The 15,897-nt window shown below is 72.6% G+C and carries 13 protein-coding genes; 4 read left to right on the plus strand and 9 right to left on the minus strand.

The genetic code is table 11. The annotated features are described in order from the left end of the window. Positions 1 to 61 precede the first annotated feature (61 nt). Positions 62 to 931, plus strand: a complete 870-nt coding sequence (locus HHX33_RS23575; RefSeq protein WP_182876534.1) for a DoxX family protein — start codon at positions 62 to 64, stop codon at positions 929 to 931. Between the two features lie 21 nt (positions 932 to 952). On the opposite strand, the gene HHX33_RS23580 is transcribed toward HHX33_RS23575, so the two are convergent. After that, a complete protein-coding gene (locus tag HHX33_RS23580; RefSeq protein WP_396785530.1) occupies positions 953 to 2,380 on the minus strand; it encodes a sensor histidine kinase in 1,428 nt (475 codons plus the stop codon). A gap of 153 nt (positions 2,381 to 2,533) precedes the next feature. Here HHX33_RS23580 and HHX33_RS23585 point away from each other — a divergent pair, with 153 nt between their 5' ends. Further along, entirely contained in the window at positions 2,534 to 3,568 is a 1,035-nt protein-coding gene (locus HHX33_RS23585) for an isopenicillin N synthase family dioxygenase (RefSeq protein ID WP_220502131.1), read from the plus strand. A 55-nt stretch (positions 3,569 to 3,623) separates the two neighbouring features. On the opposite strand, the gene HHX33_RS23590 is transcribed toward HHX33_RS23585, so the two are convergent. Further along, positions 3,624 to 4,151 carry a MarR family winged helix-turn-helix transcriptional regulator gene (locus HHX33_RS23590; RefSeq protein WP_310741491.1) on the minus strand — a complete coding sequence of 176 codons (528 nt, stop codon included), beginning with the start codon at positions 4,149 to 4,151 and terminating at the stop codon, positions 3,624 to 3,626. 86 nt (positions 4,152 to 4,237) lie between these two features. Between HHX33_RS23590 and HHX33_RS23595 the strand changes: the two genes are divergently transcribed. Next, positions 4,238 to 4,864 (plus strand): FMN-dependent NADH-azoreductase, encoded by a 627-nt coding sequence (locus HHX33_RS23595; protein ID WP_182876538.1) that lies wholly within the window; start codon positions 4,238 to 4,240, stop codon positions 4,862 to 4,864. 14 nt (positions 4,865 to 4,878) lie between these two features. Here the strand turns inward: HHX33_RS23595 and HHX33_RS23600 are convergent, their stop codons facing one another. From HHX33_RS23600 to HHX33_RS23620, 5 genes are all read right to left on the minus strand, one after another. Further along, the gene (locus HHX33_RS23600) at positions 4,879 to 6,162 is read right to left on the minus strand and encodes a GH1 family beta-glucosidase (protein ID WP_182876539.1); all 1,284 of its coding nucleotides are present in this window, start codon (positions 6,160 to 6,162) and stop codon (positions 4,879 to 4,881) included. Then, entirely contained in the window at positions 6,159 to 7,160 is a 1,002-nt protein-coding gene (locus HHX33_RS23605) for a LacI family DNA-binding transcriptional regulator (RefSeq protein WP_117410064.1), read from the minus strand. Before HHX33_RS23605 ends, HHX33_RS23600 begins: the two co-directional genes overlap by 4 nt. Continuing rightward, on the minus strand, positions 7,157 to 10,003 hold the full coding sequence (locus HHX33_RS23610) for a glycoside hydrolase family 3 protein (RefSeq protein WP_182876540.1): 2,847 nt from the start codon (positions 10,001 to 10,003) through the stop codon (positions 7,157 to 7,159). The genes HHX33_RS23605 and HHX33_RS23610 overlap by 4 nt, the downstream gene beginning before the upstream one ends. Before the next feature lie 520 nt (positions 10,004 to 10,523). Next, complete coding sequence (locus HHX33_RS23615) at positions 10,524 to 11,423, minus strand: hypothetical protein (RefSeq protein WP_182876541.1); 900 nt, start codon at positions 11,421 to 11,423, stop codon at positions 10,524 to 10,526. Positions 11,424 to 11,603: 180 nt separating this feature from the next. Next, the gene (locus tag HHX33_RS23620; protein WP_117408756.1) at positions 11,604 to 12,815 is read right to left on the minus strand and encodes an ROK family transcriptional regulator; all 1,212 of its coding nucleotides are present in this window, start codon (positions 12,813 to 12,815) and stop codon (positions 11,604 to 11,606) included. Between the two features lie 401 nt (positions 12,816 to 13,216). Between HHX33_RS23620 and HHX33_RS23625 the strand changes: the two genes are divergently transcribed. Continuing rightward, positions 13,217 to 13,564 carry a hypothetical protein gene (locus tag HHX33_RS23625; protein WP_133306092.1) on the plus strand — a complete coding sequence of 116 codons (348 nt, stop codon included), beginning with the start codon at positions 13,217 to 13,219 and terminating at the stop codon, positions 13,562 to 13,564. Between the two features lie 7 nt (positions 13,565 to 13,571). Here HHX33_RS23625 and HHX33_RS23630 read toward each other — a convergent pair whose 3' ends face one another. Next, positions 13,572 to 13,826, minus strand: coding sequence for a hypothetical protein (locus HHX33_RS23630; RefSeq protein ID WP_117408758.1), 255 nt, complete (start codon positions 13,824 to 13,826; stop codon positions 13,572 to 13,574). Between the two features lie 113 nt (positions 13,827 to 13,939). Next, positions 13,940 to 15,889 carry a hypothetical protein gene (locus HHX33_RS37350; RefSeq protein WP_182876542.1) on the minus strand — a complete coding sequence of 650 codons (1,950 nt, stop codon included), beginning with the start codon at positions 15,887 to 15,889 and terminating at the stop codon, positions 13,940 to 13,942. Positions 15,890 to 15,897 lie beyond the last annotated feature (8 nt).

A 15,897-nucleotide genomic window follows, 5' to 3' on the forward strand; every position in this document is an offset into this window, starting at 1 on the left:
GACCGGGCCGGGGAGAGTATCCGGGCAAGCCGCCACCCCCCAGCCCCCAGGATGAGAAGCCGTGAAGAAAACCTTGCACGACCTGGCCTCGCTGGCCGCCCGCATGGGCGTCGGCGGGATCTTCTTCGCCAACGGCTGGCAGAAGCTCGAAGCCGGCCTCAACGCCACCCAGGCGCAGTTCACCGAACTCCACGCGCCCGTCCCCTACCTCTGGGCGGCCGTCACCATGCTGGTCGAGCTGGTGGGCGGCACGCTGCTGATCGCGGGTCTCGCCGTGCCGGCCGTCGGGCTGCTGCTGTTCGCCGAGGCCCTCGCCGTGTTCGTGGTCACCGCCGGCGACACCGGCCTGCCCCTCACGGGCGGCGCCATCGAGCTGATCGTGGCGCTCGGGGCCGCGTCCGTGCTGCTCGCCGTCACCGGCGGCGGCCGTGTCTCGGTGGACCACATGGTGGTCATCAAGCGCCGCGAGGCGGAGGCGGCCGGCGAGTTCGCCGCCGACGCCGAGGCCGACGCGGTGATCGCCGCACTGCGCCCGCAGTGGCCCGGCGAGGACCGGGAGACCCGCGGCACCCGTGACGCCGGCGAGTCACGCGGCGAGGCCCGGCAGCCCCGCGAGTCCCGGGAGGACCAGGACGCGGGGGCGGGCACGCCGGACGCGGCGGCGCGGCCCTCCGGTTCACGGCCCGGCCCTCGAACCGGCCCGCGAACAGGTACGGACACTCCGTCGGCCCCGGAGACACCGGCCGGTTCCGCTCCCTCCGCGGCCGCACCGGAGGACCGGACGGACCCCGCCGGCGACGCCCCCGGAACGCCCGCGGGCGGGCAGGCTTCCACGACGACCCGCCGGGCCTCCGCGCCCCGTCCGCGCCGTACCCGGCGCGATGACGACACGACGACGGAGAGCCGCGCCGAGGCGCCGCCCGCCCGCTGAGAGGGGTCGCCGCGAGGGGGGTCAGGGCTCCCGTGACAGCGGCAGGCGCAGCAGGAAGCGGGCGCCCTGCGGGCTGTCGATGATCGTCAGCGTGCCCCCGTGGCTCTCGGCGATCTGCCGGGCGATCGGCAGGCCCAGCCCGGCCCCTCCGGCGCCCCTGCTCCGGGCGGTGTCCAGGCGGGTGAACCGCTGGAAGACCCGCTCGCGCTGGTCTCCGGGAATCCCCGTGCCGTCGTCGAGCACCTCCAGCACCGCGGTGCCGGACAGGAAGCGGGGGTCGCCGTCGGGCGACTCGTCCCGCCGCACCTCCAGGCTCACCGAGGACGCGGCGTGCCTGTCGGCGTTGTCGAGCAGGTTGGTGATCAGGCGGCCCAGCCGGATGCGGTCGCCCCGGACGGTCACCCCGGGGGGCAGCCGCGGGACCATCGTGTGCACGGCCCGGCGGTGGCCCAGCTCGTCGGCCACGAGCCGGCCGAGGTCCAGCGGCTCGCGTTCGCACGGCGCGCCGGCGTCGAGGCGGGTCAGCGTCAGCAGGTCGGCGGCGATCGCCTGAAGGCGGTCGATGCTCCTCAGCACGGCCTCGCCGATCTCCCGTACGTCGGTCTCCTCGGGGGCCAGCAGCGCGTCCTCCACCTGCGCGCGGATCGCGGTGATCGGGCTGCGCAGCTCGTGGGAGGCGTCGGAGGTGAAGCGGCGCTGCTGGTCGAAGGTCTCCTCCAGCCGGTCGAGCGTGTAGTTGACGCTCTGGGCGAGGTCGTAGATCTCTCCCCTGCCCGCCGGGACCGGCACCCGCCGGCCGAGCTCGGACGTGTTGATCTCGTCGAGCTCCGCGCTGATGGCCTTCACCGGCGTGAGCGCCCGCCTGACACTGCGCCGGGCGCCGTACGCGACCGTGGCGGTGACGAGCGCGGACCCGGCCACCAGCCCGGCCACCAGCCCGGGCGGGACGTCGAAGGTCCGCACCGGCGCGGCGCTGTAGACGGTCCAGTCCCGGCCGTCGTGGTAGACCCGCTGCGCGACCACGACGCGGCACCGGCCCGCGCCGAACACGCCCCCGCAGACCTCCTGGACGGTCCTGAGCTGCGGTGCCTCCGGGCGGAACCGCGCCATGGGCGGCTTGCCCCGCATGTCGGGCGTCGCGGCACGCACCTCCCCCCCGGGGCCCACCACCTGCACGGACCCTTCCAAAGCCGGGGACTCGGGCGGCAGCACGGCTCCATCCCGCGCGCGTTCCACCTGGTAGGCCGCCCGCTCACCCGCCGCCGTCACCTCACTGACGAGGTGCCGGGAGGCCGCCTGGTGCAGCGCCCACACCAGCACGACCGAGAACGCCACGCACAACAGGGCGACAGCCGTGCCGGTGAACAGCGCGACACGGCTCTTGATCGACCACTGATCCCCAAAACCCACGCGATCGCCTACTCCGGGAACGGCCTTCCATGGCCGCATCCCGAAATCTACGCCAAACACCTTAATTAGGATGTAATAGTACAAACTTGAAGATTCACCCCTAATTGCCGCAAATCATTCCCTGCGCAACGCGAACGGCAAGCGTGTAAAGCCGCCTTCCGGGCGGCGGGCCGAATGGTGGAATCTGGGGGCATGAACAGTGCGGGACCGTTGCCGGTCATCGACGTGAGCCCTTTCACCGGCCCTTCCACGCCTGACGGCGGCAGGGAGCGCGCCGGCGTCGCGCGCCGGATCGAGGCGGCCTGTCTCGACAGCGGCTTCTTCTACGTCAGCGGTCACGGGGTGCCGGACGACCTGATCGCGCTGCTCCGGGAGGCGGCCGCGCGTTTCTTCCTGCTGCCGCCCGAGCACAAGATGCGGATCTCGATGGACCGGGGCGGACGGGCCTGGCGCGGATACTTCCCGGTGGGGGGCGAACTCACCTCAGGCCGCCCCGATCTCAAGGAGGGCCTCTACTTCGGCGCCGATCTCGGCCACGAGGATCCCCGGCCGCTGCACGGGCCCAATCTCTATCCCGAGGAGGTGCCGGAACTGCGCGCCGCCGTACGGGCGTACATCGACGCGCTCACCGGCGTGGGACAGGCCGTCATGCGGGGCGTGGCGCTGAGCCTGGGGCTGGAGGAGGACTACTTCGCCTCCGGTTACACCGCGACGCCCACGGTCCTGTTCCGGATCTTCCACTACCCGCCGCCCGCCGAGTCCGGGCGGGGCGAGTGGGGGCCGGACGAATGGGGGGTCGGCGAGCACACCGACTACGGCCTGCTGACGCTACTGCTGCAGGACGACAATCCCGGCCTGCAGGTGCACACGGCCCGCGGCTGGATCGAGGCGCCGCCGATCCCCGGGACGCTGGTCTGCAACATCGGCGACATGCTCGACCGGCTGACCGGCGGCCTCTACCGGTCCACTCCGCACCGGGTGCGCAACCACACGGGGCGGGGCAGGCTCTCCTTCCCCTTCTTCTTCGACCCGGGCTGGGACTGCGAGGTGCCGCCGCTTCCCTCCCGGCCCGCCCGCGAGGGTGGCCGTCCCCGCTGGGACGGCCTGGACCTGCGCGCCTTCACCGGGACGTACGGCGACTATCTGACCGCCAAGGTCGCGAAGGTCTTCCCCCACCTCGGCGGCCGGGTGCTGCCGCACCCGTCAGCCGGGCGCGAAACCGTGTGACCCGCGGCACGGCCCGGTCGGCCACGGTCCTGGCCGGCACGGGCCGGCCGGTCGGTTACCGGTCGCGGCGCTCCGGCTCTAGCGCGTCCTGCAGGTTCCCCGCGACCTCGCACAGGCTGGGCAGTTCGCCGCCGTGCGCGATGTGCCCCGCCACCACGCGCCGCAGCAACTGCCTGAGCGTCTCCCGCTCCGGCTCCTCCAGCGGGGCCAGCAGGTGCGCCTCGGCGCGTTCCATCGCCTCGGAGACGTCCGCCAGGCGCGCACGGCCGAGATCGGTCGCCACGATGAGGCGGTTGCGCCGGTCGCACGGATCGGGACGCCGCTCGACGAGCCCGGCCTTCACCAGGTCGTCGACCAGGTAGACCATCACGGTCCGGTCCAGCCCCAGCTGGCGGGCCATCTCGATCTGGTTGCGCGCGCTCTCGTGCACCGCCGCCGACAGCACCTGGTAGCCGCGGTGCCCGGACGGCAGCCCCTCGGCGGCGCGCTTGGTCACGGTGATGTGGGCATGCAGCGCCTGTCCCAGCAGCCATCCGAAGTCGATCTCCAGGCCCGCGGGCAGCTCACACGCCAGTTCACTCACGCCTCCCATGATATCCGGCGACTTGACAGATGCTCTTCTGTACAGACAGTCTGGCTTACAGACGATCTGAACGGAAGGCGATTGCCATGTCTCATCTGCTGCACATCGACGCGTCCGCACGCGCCAAGGGGTCGGTCTCGCGTGAGATCGCCGCGACGTTCCGGGACGGCTGGACGGGAACGGTCAGCCACCGCGACCTGGGCGCCGAGCCGCTGCCGCACCTGACCGGCTCCGCCATCACCTCGCGATGGAGCCCGGCGGACCAGCACACCGCGGAGGAGCGCGCGGCCGCCGCGCTGCAGGACGCCCTCGTGGACGAGCTGCTGGCGGCCGATGCCTATCTGTTCGCCGTCCCCATGTACAACTACGGCGTCCCGTCGACTTTCAAGGCGTGGCTCGACCACATCCTGATCGTCGGGCGCACCGTCGGCGTCGCGGAGACCCCGGTCGCCGGACGCCCCGCCACGCTCGTGCTCAGCAAGGGCGGCGGGTACCGCCCCGGCACGCCGCGAGAGGGCTGGGACTACGCCGAGCCGTACCTGCGCCGGATTCTCGGCGAGGTGCTCGGCCTCGATCTGCACGTGATCGCGGCCGAGCTCACGCTCGCCGACACCACGCCGGCCATGGCGGACCTGCGCGGCCTGGCCGCCGAGTCGCTCGCCGCCGCGCACGCGGCGGCCGGCGCCCGGGTCCGGTCCCTGGCGGCGGCGTAGGGAGGAGGGCGCCGTCAGTCCGCGAGGCCGCCGCGGGCGATGACGTCGCGGTACCAGCGGGCGCTGTCGCGGGGGGTGCGCTCCAGCGTGTCGTAGTCGACGCGGACGATGCCGAACCTCTTGTGGTAGCCGCGGGCCCACTCGAAGTTGTCCAGCAGCGACCACACGAAGTATCCGCGCAGGTCGGCGCCTCGGTCCATCGCCGACCGCGCGGCCCGGAAATGGGTGTCGAGATAGGTGATCCGCCCGGGGTCGGACACCCCGTCGGGGAACGCGGCCCCGTTCTCGGTGATCATCAGCGGGGTGCCGGGATACTCCCGGCACAGCCGTACGAGCAGGTCTTCCAGGCCGGACGGGTTGATCTCCCAGTCCATCTCGGTGACCGGCCCGTGCGGGTCCTCCCAGGCGATGCCCTCGCTGCCCGGATACTCGGGGTGCCCCTCCGCCGAGGCGTCGGCGACGACCCGGTTGACGGTGTAGTAGTTGACGCCCAGCACGTCGATCGGCTGCGCGATCGTCGGCAGGTCGTCCAGGTTCACCTTGGTGAATCGTTCCAGATGAGCGAGGACGTCGGCGGGGTACTCGCCGCGCAGCACCGGATCGAGGAACAGCCGGTTCGCCAGGCCGTCGATCAGGCGGGCGGGCTCGGGGTCGCCGAGGATCGGGGTGAGGTTCAGCGTCAGCGAGACCGACTCGGCGCCCCCCGCCCGCAGGGCCTGGGTGCCCAGGCCGTGCGCGAGCATCAGGTTGTGGGCCGCGGTGAACGCGGCGGCCGGGTCGGTCACGCCGGGCGCGTGCCGCCCCGAGCCGTGCCCGACGAAGGCCGACACCCAGGGCTCGTTGAGCGTCGTCCAGGTGGCGACGCGGTCGCCGAGACGCGCGTGGACGGCCGCGGCGTAGTCGGCGAACCGGAAGGCGGTCTCCCGGTTGGTCCAGCCGCCCATGTCCTGCAACGACTGCGGCAGGTCCCAGTGATAGAGGGTGGCCACCGGCGTGATGCCCCTGGCGAGCAGGGCGTCCACGAGCCGGTCGTAGAAGCCCAGGTCGGCCAGGCGCGGCCAGGCCACCGAGAACCGGTACGCCTTGAGCCCCAGCCAGGCCATGATCTCGACGTCTTCGAGGTAACGGTTGTAGTGGTCGCAGGCCACGTCGCCGGTGTGGCCGTCGCTGACCATGCCGGGCGTGTGGGAGAAGGTGTCCCAGATGGAGGGGACCCGGCCGTCGGCGTGGACCGCTCCTTCGATCTGGTACGACGCGGTCGCGGCCCCCCAGAGGAAGCCGTCGGGGAATGTGATCATCGTGAACTTTCGCGAATCGTCAACCGTGGTTCGAGGAGCGTCGACTCCGGGACGGCCTGGCCCTCCAGCTTGGCCATGAGCAGCCGGACCGCCTGACGTCCGACGTCCTCGGCGGGAACGAGCACGGAGGTCAGCGCGGGGCTGGCCCGCTCGGCGATGTCGTCCGGGCAGATCGCCACCACCGAGACGTCCTCGGGCACCCGCCTGCCGAGGATCCGCAGAGCCCCCAGCACATGGCCGGCGGCCGCCTCATTGTGCACGACGAGCCCGGAAAGCTCCGGCCGTTCGTCGAGCAGCCGCTTCACCGCGGCGTGTACCTCGTCGAACGACTCCTCGCACGGCCAGGCCCCGGCCTTCAGTCCGTGCCGCGCCGCCGCCTCGGCGAACCCGGCCATCGTCCGTTCGGCGAAGCCGGTTCCGCGCTCGTAGACCACGGACGGCGCGCCGAGCAGGGCGATCTCGCGGTGCCCGAGATCGGCCAGGTGGTCGGCGCACAGCGCGCCGGCCCGGGCGAAGTCGAGGTCGACGCAGGTCAGCCCTTCCGGATCGGCCGGGAAACCGATCAGCACGGCCGGCTCGGCGAGCCGGCGCAGCAGCGGCACGCGGGGGTCGTGGATCTCCACGTCCATCAGCAGCAGCCCGTCCACCAGCGCGCTCGCCGCCACCCGGTGCAGCCCGTCCGGCCCCTCGTCGGCCGTCATCAGCAGCACGTCGTGGTCGTACTGGCGGGCCGTGGTGACGACCGAGGTCGCGAACTGCATGAGGACCGGCAGGTTCATGCCGGCCCGCAGCGGCAGCACCAGCGCGATGACCTTCGCGCGCTTGCTCGCCAGGGCGCGGGCGCCCGCGTTGGGGTGGTAGCCGAGCACCCGGACGCTGTCCAGGACCCGCTGCCGGGTCGTCGCCGAGATCGCCCGCTTGCCGCTCAGCACGTACGAGACCGTGCTGACGGCGACTCCCGCGTGCTTGGCGACGTCGGCGATCGTCACGGTCCTCACGGGCGGAGCCCTCCGAGGAAAGTCAGCGTGCTCACCGTGACCCCCTCGCTTTCGTACACCACATAAAGATCGCGCACTCCGGCCGCTCCCGCCAGGGGGGTGTTCACCTCGACGAAGTCGTGCCTGGTGGCCGTGGGCGGGACGGTGACCGCGCCGGCCACCTCGCCGGTCAGAGGGTCGTCGAGCCGCAGCGTGACCACCCCGCCCTCGTCGCTCGACACCCTGAGCGCGCACGTCCGCGGGCCCGCGTCACCGGGAACCGGGCGCCCGCCCGGGTCCCCGCCGAAGTCGCAGTCGCGGAAGGCGATCCAGGCCCCGGGCGAGACGGAGCGGACGGCGTCCCCGGCGTCCGGCGCCGCGTCACACAGCACCACCCCGTCGTACTCGTCGTGGCCGGCCGCGTCCAGTGGCCGGCCGGTGAGAACCCGCGGCGGGATCCGCTCGCCCCGCACCCGCAACGGCGCGCACAGCCGGATGTCCCCCGACGACGCGCCCACCTGCACCGTGTGCGCGGCGTCCTCCACCACGAACCGGCCCCGCGTGACGTCCCAGAAGGCGAGGCCGGCGACCGGCACCTCCACCTCGACCGTACGGCTCTCGCCCGGCGCGAGCCGGACCTTGACGAAGCCGCGAAGCTGGCGCAGCGGCTGCTTCACCCGGGAGCGCCGCTGGTGGGTGTAGACCTGCACGACCTCCTCCCCGGTGCGCCCGCCCTCGTTGGTCACGGTCACCCGGACCGTCACCGTGTCGCCCGGGGCGGCCTCCGCCGCGGACAGCTCCAGGCGGGAGTAGGCGAAGCGGGTGTAGCTCAGCCCGTGCCCGAAGGGGTACAACGGCCGGCCCCGGTAGTAGAGGTAGGTGGCGTCCGAGGCGATGACGTCGTAGTCGAGCAGGTCGGGCAGTTCGGCGGCCGAGCGGTACCAGGTCTGGGTGAGACGGCCGCCCGGATCCTCGTCGCCGAGCAGCACGTCGGCGAGCGCGTGGCCGTACTCCTGACCGCCGTGCGACGACCAGACGATCGCGGGCACGTACTCCTGCGCCCAGGTGACCGCGAACGGATAGCCGCTGGAGATCACCAGCACGGTGGCCGGGTTGGCCGCGTGGACGGCCTTCAGCAGCGCCTCCTGCCGCTCGGGCAGCGCCAGCGTCGTCCGGTCCTCGGTCTCCCGGCCGTTCACCAGGGGGTGGTCGCCGAGCACGACGACCGCGACGTCGGCGCGGGCCGCCGCCTCCGCGGCGCGGGCCTGGCCGCTCTCGACCAGTTCGACGGACAGCACGGACGCGGCGTCGGGGTCGTCGGTCGTGCGCACGACGCCGCCGGCCACGGTGACGTACCGGCCGGAGGAGATGTTGCGCAGCACGACGCCCCTCGGCCGCTCCTCGATGCGGAACGTCTGGCGCACCTCCCAGCCGCTCGGGCCGGGCTGGTCGTTGACGAGCACGCCGTCCTCGCCGGCCTGCACGTGCCGTCCGTTGGCGCATGCCCGGAAGGCGAAGGCGCCGCCGCCCCAGTCGAACACGTCGAAACAGGACCGCTCGCTCCCGACGTACAGCGGCCCGCCGTCGGGGTCCGGCGACGCTCCGACGTAACCGCCCTCGGCGCGCAGCGCCACCCGGTCCACGCCCTCGTGGTAGACCGTCTCGCACCGCTCCGTGAGCCCCGTCAGCGCCGTCACCTGGTACGGCAGGGTGCCGCTGTACCAGTCCTCGAACAGGGCGCCGGCCAGCGGGCCGACGACCGCGACGGTGCGCGGCGCCGACAGCGGCAGCAGCCCGTCGTTCTTGAGCAGCGTGATCGACTGGCGGGCGGCCTCCCGCGCGAGCCGCCGGTGCTCGGGGCTGTTGACCACCTCGTGGGTGATCTCGTCGTACGGCGTGGCGGGGTCGAACTCCCCCAGCCGCACCCGGATCGACAGGGTGTGCCGTACGGCGGCGTCGAGGTCGGCCTCGGTCAGCAGGCCGCGGTCGAGTGCCGTCCTGATGTGGGCCAGGGTCGCGGCTCCGTCGGCGTCGTCCTGGGTGAAGCTGTCGAGCCCGGCCCTGATCGCGTGCGCGTACGCCTCGGGGAGGTCCTTGTGGTAGCCCTGCGGCGCGGTGAGGTTCCCCGGCGCGTAGGCGTCGCTGACCACCAGGATGTCGTCGGGCGCCCACTCCCGCAGGTGGCTGCCGATAAGCGGCGACAGGTGGGCCGGGCGGCCGTTGACGAGGTTGTACGACGGCATGACCGCCACCGCGGCCCCCGCTTCGAGCGCGGGGCGGAACGCCTTCAGTTCGTACTCGTGCAGCACCCGGGGCGGCAGGCCGCTGGAGGTGACACACCGGTCGGTCTCGTTGTTGTAGCCCAGGAAGTGCTTCAGCGTCGGCGCCGTCTTGAGCACCTCGTGGCTCCCGCGCAGGCCCTGCGCGTACGCCGTGCCCATCACGCCGGTGAGCCAGGGATCCTCCGAGTAGCCCTCCTCGTTGCGGCCCCAGCGGGGGTCGCGCAGCGGGTTGACGACCGGCGCCCAGACGTTGCGGCCCACGCTCTGCGGGTCCTTGTGGTGGAAGGCCATGACCTCGTCGCCCGCCGCCTCCCCCACCTGGCGGACCAGGTCGGGGTTCCAGGTGCAGGCCAGCCCGAGGGCCTGGGGGAACACGGTGGCCGGCCCGTGCCAGGCCAGGCCGTGCAGGGCCTCGGTGCCGGTGCGGAAGGGCCGCAGGCCGAGACGCTCGACGGGCGCCTGGTACTGGTGCAGCAGACCGATCTTCTCGTCGAGCGTGAGCCGGGCGAGCAGGTCCGCCGCCCGGTCGGCGGGAGGAAGCGCGGGGTTCCTGAATGCCGGGTCCTGAGCCGGTTCGTTCATCTGGAGACTTCCCCTTCGCGTCGAAGCGCTTCGATGACCTGCCGAAAGAGGTGCCCACGAGGGCGTCGCGAGGATCCGCTGTTCGGTTGGGAAGCGCCGCCTGTCGAAGCGCTTCGAAAGGGCGACCGGACGTTTCCGGTGTGTAAATACGGGCTTATCCGGAAGATTGCCCTTTCCCTCGTCTCAGGTCAAGACCCGCGTCTCGCCTGTTTCACCGCGATTTCAGTCCCGTACGCGGGCCCTGCGGCGAGCGTACGCGGCGAGACGGATCACCGGAAGAAGGGTCGCACGGGGACGGGCGCGGACCCCGGCCGTACTTCCGGCCGGGGTCCGCGCCCGTTCTGTTCAGCGCCCTTAGGTTCAGCGACTAGATTCGGCGACGCGGCGCTCGCGTCGCCCGGCCTGCTCGCCGCGGCGTACGCGCTGGTGGACGACGCCGCCGGGCCGACCTGCCCCGCGTGAGGGTTTTCCGGGTGAGGGTTTCCGCGTCGGCCGCTCCGTGGCCGCCTGGGGATGCCGGTCAGCGGACGATCTGCAGCAGCGCCTGCCGCTTGGCGGCGGCCGGCTCGGCCAGGCGCTGCACCTGCCTGCCGCCGGCGTCCAGCACGACCAGGGTGTTGGCGGTGCGTCCGGCGACCCGGACGGCCAGGCGGCCGTCCCGCAGGTAGAAGGCGCCGATCAGCGAGCCCTTCACCGGGATGGGGACCTTCTTCCCGGTGACGATGTCGACGACCGACGGGGAGAAGTACTCCGGCCAGGAGCCGTCGCCCGCGGGCGCGTTCCGCGACAGCGGCGCCACGACGACCTTCATCCCGTCGGGCGACAGGCTCTGCACGTGGTTGGCGAGGCCGATACCCCTGGCCTTGATCGATCTGCCGGTTTCGAGGTCGAACCGATAGACGCCTTCGGTCGTCCCGGCGTACCCGGCGAGGTAGCGGCCGTTGGCGGACCACGTCAGGTGACAGACACCACGCGTGCTGCCGGCGGTGCGGCGGTGGGTGCCGTCCGCGTTGACGACGACGACCCGTCCGTCCTCGCCCCGCCCCTCGGTCACGAACGCGACCTGTGCCGAGTCGGGCGACCAGGCGGGGGTGAGGCACGGCCCCAGATACTGGGCGCCCTTGGCCACCGTCTTCACCGTGCGGCCGATCTGTACCCGCACCTTCCCGCCCTCGCCGATGTAGGCGACCTTCCGGCCGTCGGGGGATGCGGAGAACTGGCCGATCGGCGGCCTGGTGCCCGTCTTCGTGAAGCCCCTGCCCGGCTCGTACCGGCTGATCGAGCCGCTCGGGGACATGTAGACGGCGACCCCGGCGAGGGGCTTCGGCGCGGCGGCGGCCCCGGCCGGAGCGGCGGCGGCCACGGGAGCGACCAGCGCGGCGGCGAGCACGGCGGCGGAGAGCAGGCGAGTGTTCATCATTTTCCAATTCCTCGGTGTGACCTCATTCGACGCCTCACACACCCGCTTGGTTCGCCGCCCCGCGACATCGGAGCGGCTTCCGCTCCGGCCGATGCCGCTCCGGCATGGCAGACGGCAGAGCAGACGGCAGGGGCAGGGGCGTCGGCAGGGGCGTCGGCAGGGGCGGCGGCTGCGCGCGGGTCAGCGCTGGGCGGGCAGGCGGCCGGAGTCGACCGAGTCCAGCACCCGCGCGGCCGCCCCGAGCGCGGCGGCGCCGTATCCGAGGGTGGAGACCTCCAGGCGGCAGCCGCCCCCGCCGGGGGCGAGCACCCTTCCGTACATCTCCTCCTCTGCGCACCCGACAAGCCAGGGGGCGAGCGGCACGTAGTAGCCGCCGAGGATCACGACCTCCGGGTTGAGCAGGTTGGCCACGGCCGCCATCCCCCGGCCGAGGTGGCGTCCGAGGTTCTCCAGCAGCGCGAGGACCTCCCGGTCGTCGTTCCGCGCTCGCCGTACGACCTCGTCGATCTCGAGTTCGAGATCGGACGGCGAGGCGTCGGGAGCCGTGTGGGCGAGAATCGCGCCGACTCCGGCGACGGCCTCCAGGCAGCCGCGGCGGCCGCAGCGGCAGACGGGCCCGGCGGGGTCGAGTTCGAGGTGCCCGATCTCGCCGCTGTACCCCTGCCCGCCCCGCCGGAGGCGGCCGTCCAGCACGATGCCCGCGCCCACGCCCATTTCGCCGGTGACGTACACGAGGTTGGCGGCGTTGCGGTGGGGCCCGAACCGGTGCTCGGCCAGCGCGGCGAGATTGGCGTCGTTGTCGACCAGTACGGGGAAGCCGGGGTCGCGCAGCGCCTTTGTGAGGTCACCGGCCAGGTCGGCGTCGCGCCAGCCCAGGTTGGGGGCGACCCGCACGATGCCGTCGACGTCCACGAGGCCGGGGACGGCCACCGTCAGGCCGAGCACCTGACGGGCCTCCTTGGTCATCCGGCTGACGACCCGGCGGGCCAGCGCCGCCATCGCGACGACGGCCTGCCCCGGTCCCGAGGTCCCCCCGGGGAAGGAGCGCCGCCAGTTGAGCAGTTCCTCGCCCTTGAGGTCCACGGCGACCGCCGTGATGTAGTCGACGTTGATCTCGATCCCGATCGCGGCGTACGGCGAGCCGTCCAGGACGAGCATGGTGGCGGGGCGGCCGACCCGGTGCTCGGTCAGGCCGGTCTCGCGCAGCAGGCGCCGGTCGATGAGGTCGGCGACGAGGCTGGACACGGTGGCCTTGTTGAGTCCCGTCGAGGCGGCGATGTCGGCGCGGGAGCAGGGAGCGTTCTCACGGACGAACCGCAGCACGACGGCGAGGTTGGTCGCCCGTACGTCCGTGAAGTCGGCCGGCTGTGGCCCGTTGTGCGAAGTGATCACTGCCCGCCTCGTTCCCGCTTGGGCTCATCATGCCGCAATTGCGCGCAATCCGACATGACATGGACGGTACGGACGGCCACTCCGGCTCCGTGACGCGCGGCTCGGCGCCGGCCACCGGTCCCAGCGCCTCCCCGGTACCCTGGTGGCACCCGCTCCTCCGCAATTGTTTGGCTATTTGTTTGGCTATGGAACTAACTAAAGCCTACCGTGAGGCGGCACGTGAATCCAGGGGCCGTGCCGCCGCACGTGTGCGGCCGGAGCCGACGCCACGACCCGGCGCGGGCCCGGTGGGGGGGGCCGATGCCGCCCCGGTCTCGGCCCGGTGCCGGATTGGTGCCGGCGGCCGGTGGGGCAACCGGAGTGCAAACGAGAAGCAAACGCGACAGGCGACCCTGGTCATCGTGAAGAGGGATAAGTCGCACTATCTCGGCGAACTACTCGTGTGGGAGATCGAAGACTATCTCCGTGCCAGGTCGGCCCCTCCGGAGCGGGCGCGGGTGGCGCGCCTGCGCGTGTCCAGCCGGTCGGCGGCGGAGGCGGTCGCCGCCGAACTGGAGGCGGGCGGTGGTGTCCACGCCGTCGCGAGGCGCGCGCTGAGGCTCGGCGTCGCCTCGCCGGACGACCTGTTCGGGGTGGTGACCCGGGACGAGCACCCGGAGGTGTTCGAGGCCGTGCCCGGTGCGACACTCCCTCCCAAGCCCGAAGGCGAGGGATTCCTCGTCATCCGCCTCGTCGCCTTCGAACCGTGACCACCGGTCAGCGCATGCCGGCCCCGGTGACCTCCCTGTCGACGATCCTGGTCGCGCCCTCCTGCCGGGCGCAGTGCGCGCAGCAGAACCAGCGGCCGTCGTACTCCGCGCCGTGGCCCACGATCCGGCACCCGCAGTGCTCGCACACGGGAGCCATCCGGCTGATGGCGCACTCGAAACTGTCGAAGACGTGCACCACCCCCTGGGTGTGCACCTCGAAGGCCATGTCGTAGTCGTTGCCGCATACCTCACACGTAGCCATGGTCGTCCCCCCGTCGACTCGCGGTCGAGGGGGGAGATACCCGCGCGATCCCGGACGAACACCGCCATCCCAGGTCACCAGGCCACTGGGCATGACGTCGCCAGGGCGTCACGTCACAGGGCGTCGAGCAGGGCCTTCGCCACCGACTTGGCCCCGGCGGCGGCCTCCTTCGGGTCCATGAGCTCGGAACCGGCCGCGTTGATCGGCGTCTTCTCCGGACGGTCGCTGCCGCCGAACAACACCCACACGACGGTCTTGCCGTCGAGCGCGTAGATCTCGTACCGGTTGGACTGGGCCGTGTCCGTACGCTGCCGGATCGCCTGGCCGAAGGCGTCCTGCCCGAAGCCGCTCAGCTTCTCCACCTTGCCCCACCGGATGCCGCCGATCCGGCTGCTCTCCGTGAACTTGGTCTTCGAGCGTTCGTCGACGAGGTAGTAGCGGGCGGACTCGGCGTCCCAGAAGGTGTGCACGGCGATGCGCAGGTTGCGCCACCGGACCTTGCCTCCGCCGAGCGGAAGCGCGTCGTTCCACCACTGACACTGCGTGACGATCGAGTTGCCCTCCTTGCTCCGCGCCGCCGCGCCCTCGGTCGCCGGCACCAGGCCGGCGGCCAGCGACTTGAGGTTCACGCAGGCCTTCGGCAAGGGGATGCGGGTCGGCGAGGGCGACGGCGAGGGGCTCGGCTTGGGACGCGCGTGGTAGGGCAGCGGCTGCCCCGCCCGCCAGGCGGTCACCGACTTCGCGACCTGGGCGAGCAGTCCCTTCACCTCGCGCAGGGCGTTCTCCTCTGTGATCGACTGGGTGGACTCGGCCGAGAGGAAGTCCGCCTCCTTCTTCTTCTGGCTCGCCTCGAACTTCACCTGGAAGTACACGTCGCCGACGCGGCCGGCCCCCTCGCCGAACGAGTACCAGTACTCCTTGCCCTCCCGCGTCCACTGGTAGCGGGCGACGGCTCCGTTCCCTATCTCCCGGAACTCCCTTGGCTTCGAGTAGTAGTGCTCCTTGTCGGAGTGGGTCGCGCCGTACTTGTACTGGCTGAGCTCCCCGTTGTACTGGACGCGCGCCGCCTCTTCGGCGGTGGTCGTCCCGAGCGCGTCGAACTTGGACACGTTCACCGTGATCTCGCGCCTGCGGGTGACGTCCTTGTAGGAGATGTTCCGGTTCACCCATTCGCAGGTCCACCGGACGTAGCTGACGAGGGTGCCGCCGCGGTTGTCGTTGCTCGACGAGTTGATCTCGGCACGTGGCACGAGGCGCTCTGCCTCGGCGGGGTCGAGCATCGCGCACACGTCCGCGGCCGCCGCCTGTGGCGGGGCCGTGGTGGACGAGGCGACCGGCCGGCCCGGGGTCGCCACCGGCCGGGAGGGGGTCGAGCCCTGCCGCACGGTCATGAACGTGAAGGTGCCCCCGGCCACCAGCAGCACGGCTCCGACCGCCACCACGGGCAGCACCCATCCCCGCCGCGGCGGGGCCGACGGCTGCGTCGGCATCTGCCACAACTCCGGCGGAGGCGGCGTCACCGCCTGCCACCCCTGCCCGTACTGGCCGTACTGCCCGTACTGCTGCTGCCCGGACTGGTACGGCGCCTGCCCGTACTGCTGCGAGGGCGGGCCGGACTGCTGCGGGTACTGCCCGGGGTACGGCTGGGAGTACTGCGGCGGGTACTGCTGCGGCGGGGGCGGCCCTGGGGGTGAGGCGTCCGGCCGCGGACCGGGATAGGGCCCGGGCTGCCCGCCCGGCGGCGGGCCCTGCGGCGGGCCCTGCGGAGGGCCCTGGTGCTGGCCGGGCTGCCCGCCCGGCGGCGGACCCTGCGGGGAACCCGGATAACCACCCGGCGGGCCCGGCGGCGGACCCTGCGGGGAACCCGGATAACCACCCGGCGGGCCCGGGGGCGGACCCTGCGGGGAACCCGGATAACCACCCGGCGGGCCCGGGGGCGGACCCTGCGGCGGGCCGGGCTGGGCGGCGCCGTAGGGCGGCGGGTACGGCGGCCCGCCTCGCGAGGGCCGGTCCTCGGGCGGGATCCCGCCGGGGCCGCCGGGCCTGTCGTCACCGCTGGTCATCTCGTCTC

Source organism: Microbispora sp. H10670 (assembly GCF_014161385.1).
Taxonomy (GTDB): Bacteria; Actinomycetota; Actinomycetes; order Streptosporangiales; family Streptosporangiaceae; genus Microbispora; species Microbispora triticiradicis.

What these genes read in the sequence shown, in the direction of transcription:
- HHX33_RS23580 (WP_396785530.1), bottom strand. Translation starts at nt 2,380, where the DNA reads ATGCGGCCATGGAAGGCCGTTCCCGGAGTAGGCGATCGCGTGGGTTTT.
- HHX33_RS23585 (WP_220502131.1), top strand. Translation starts at nt 2,534, where the DNA reads ATGAACAGTGCGGGACCGTTGCCGGTCATCGACGTGAGCCCTTTCACC.
- HHX33_RS23595 (WP_182876538.1), top strand. Translation starts at nt 4,238, where the DNA reads ATGTCTCATCTGCTGCACATCGACGCGTCCGCACGCGCCAAGGGGTCG.
- HHX33_RS23600 (WP_182876539.1), bottom strand. Translation starts at nt 6,162, where the DNA reads ATGATCACATTCCCCGACGGCTTCCTCTGGGGGGCCGCGACCGCGTCG.
- HHX33_RS23610 (WP_182876540.1), bottom strand. Translation starts at nt 10,003, where the DNA reads ATGAACGAACCGGCTCAGGACCCGGCATTCAGGAACCCCGCGCTTCCT.
- HHX33_RS23615 (WP_182876541.1), bottom strand. Translation starts at nt 11,423, where the DNA reads ATGATGAACACTCGCCTGCTCTCCGCCGCCGTGCTCGCCGCCGCGCTG.
- HHX33_RS23630 (WP_117408758.1), bottom strand. Translation starts at nt 13,826, where the DNA reads ATGGCTACGTGTGAGGTATGCGGCAACGACTACGACATGGCCTTCGAG.
- HHX33_RS37350 (WP_182876542.1), bottom strand. Translation starts at nt 15,889, where the DNA reads ATGACCAGCGGTGACGACAGGCCCGGCGGCCCCGGCGGGATCCCGCCC.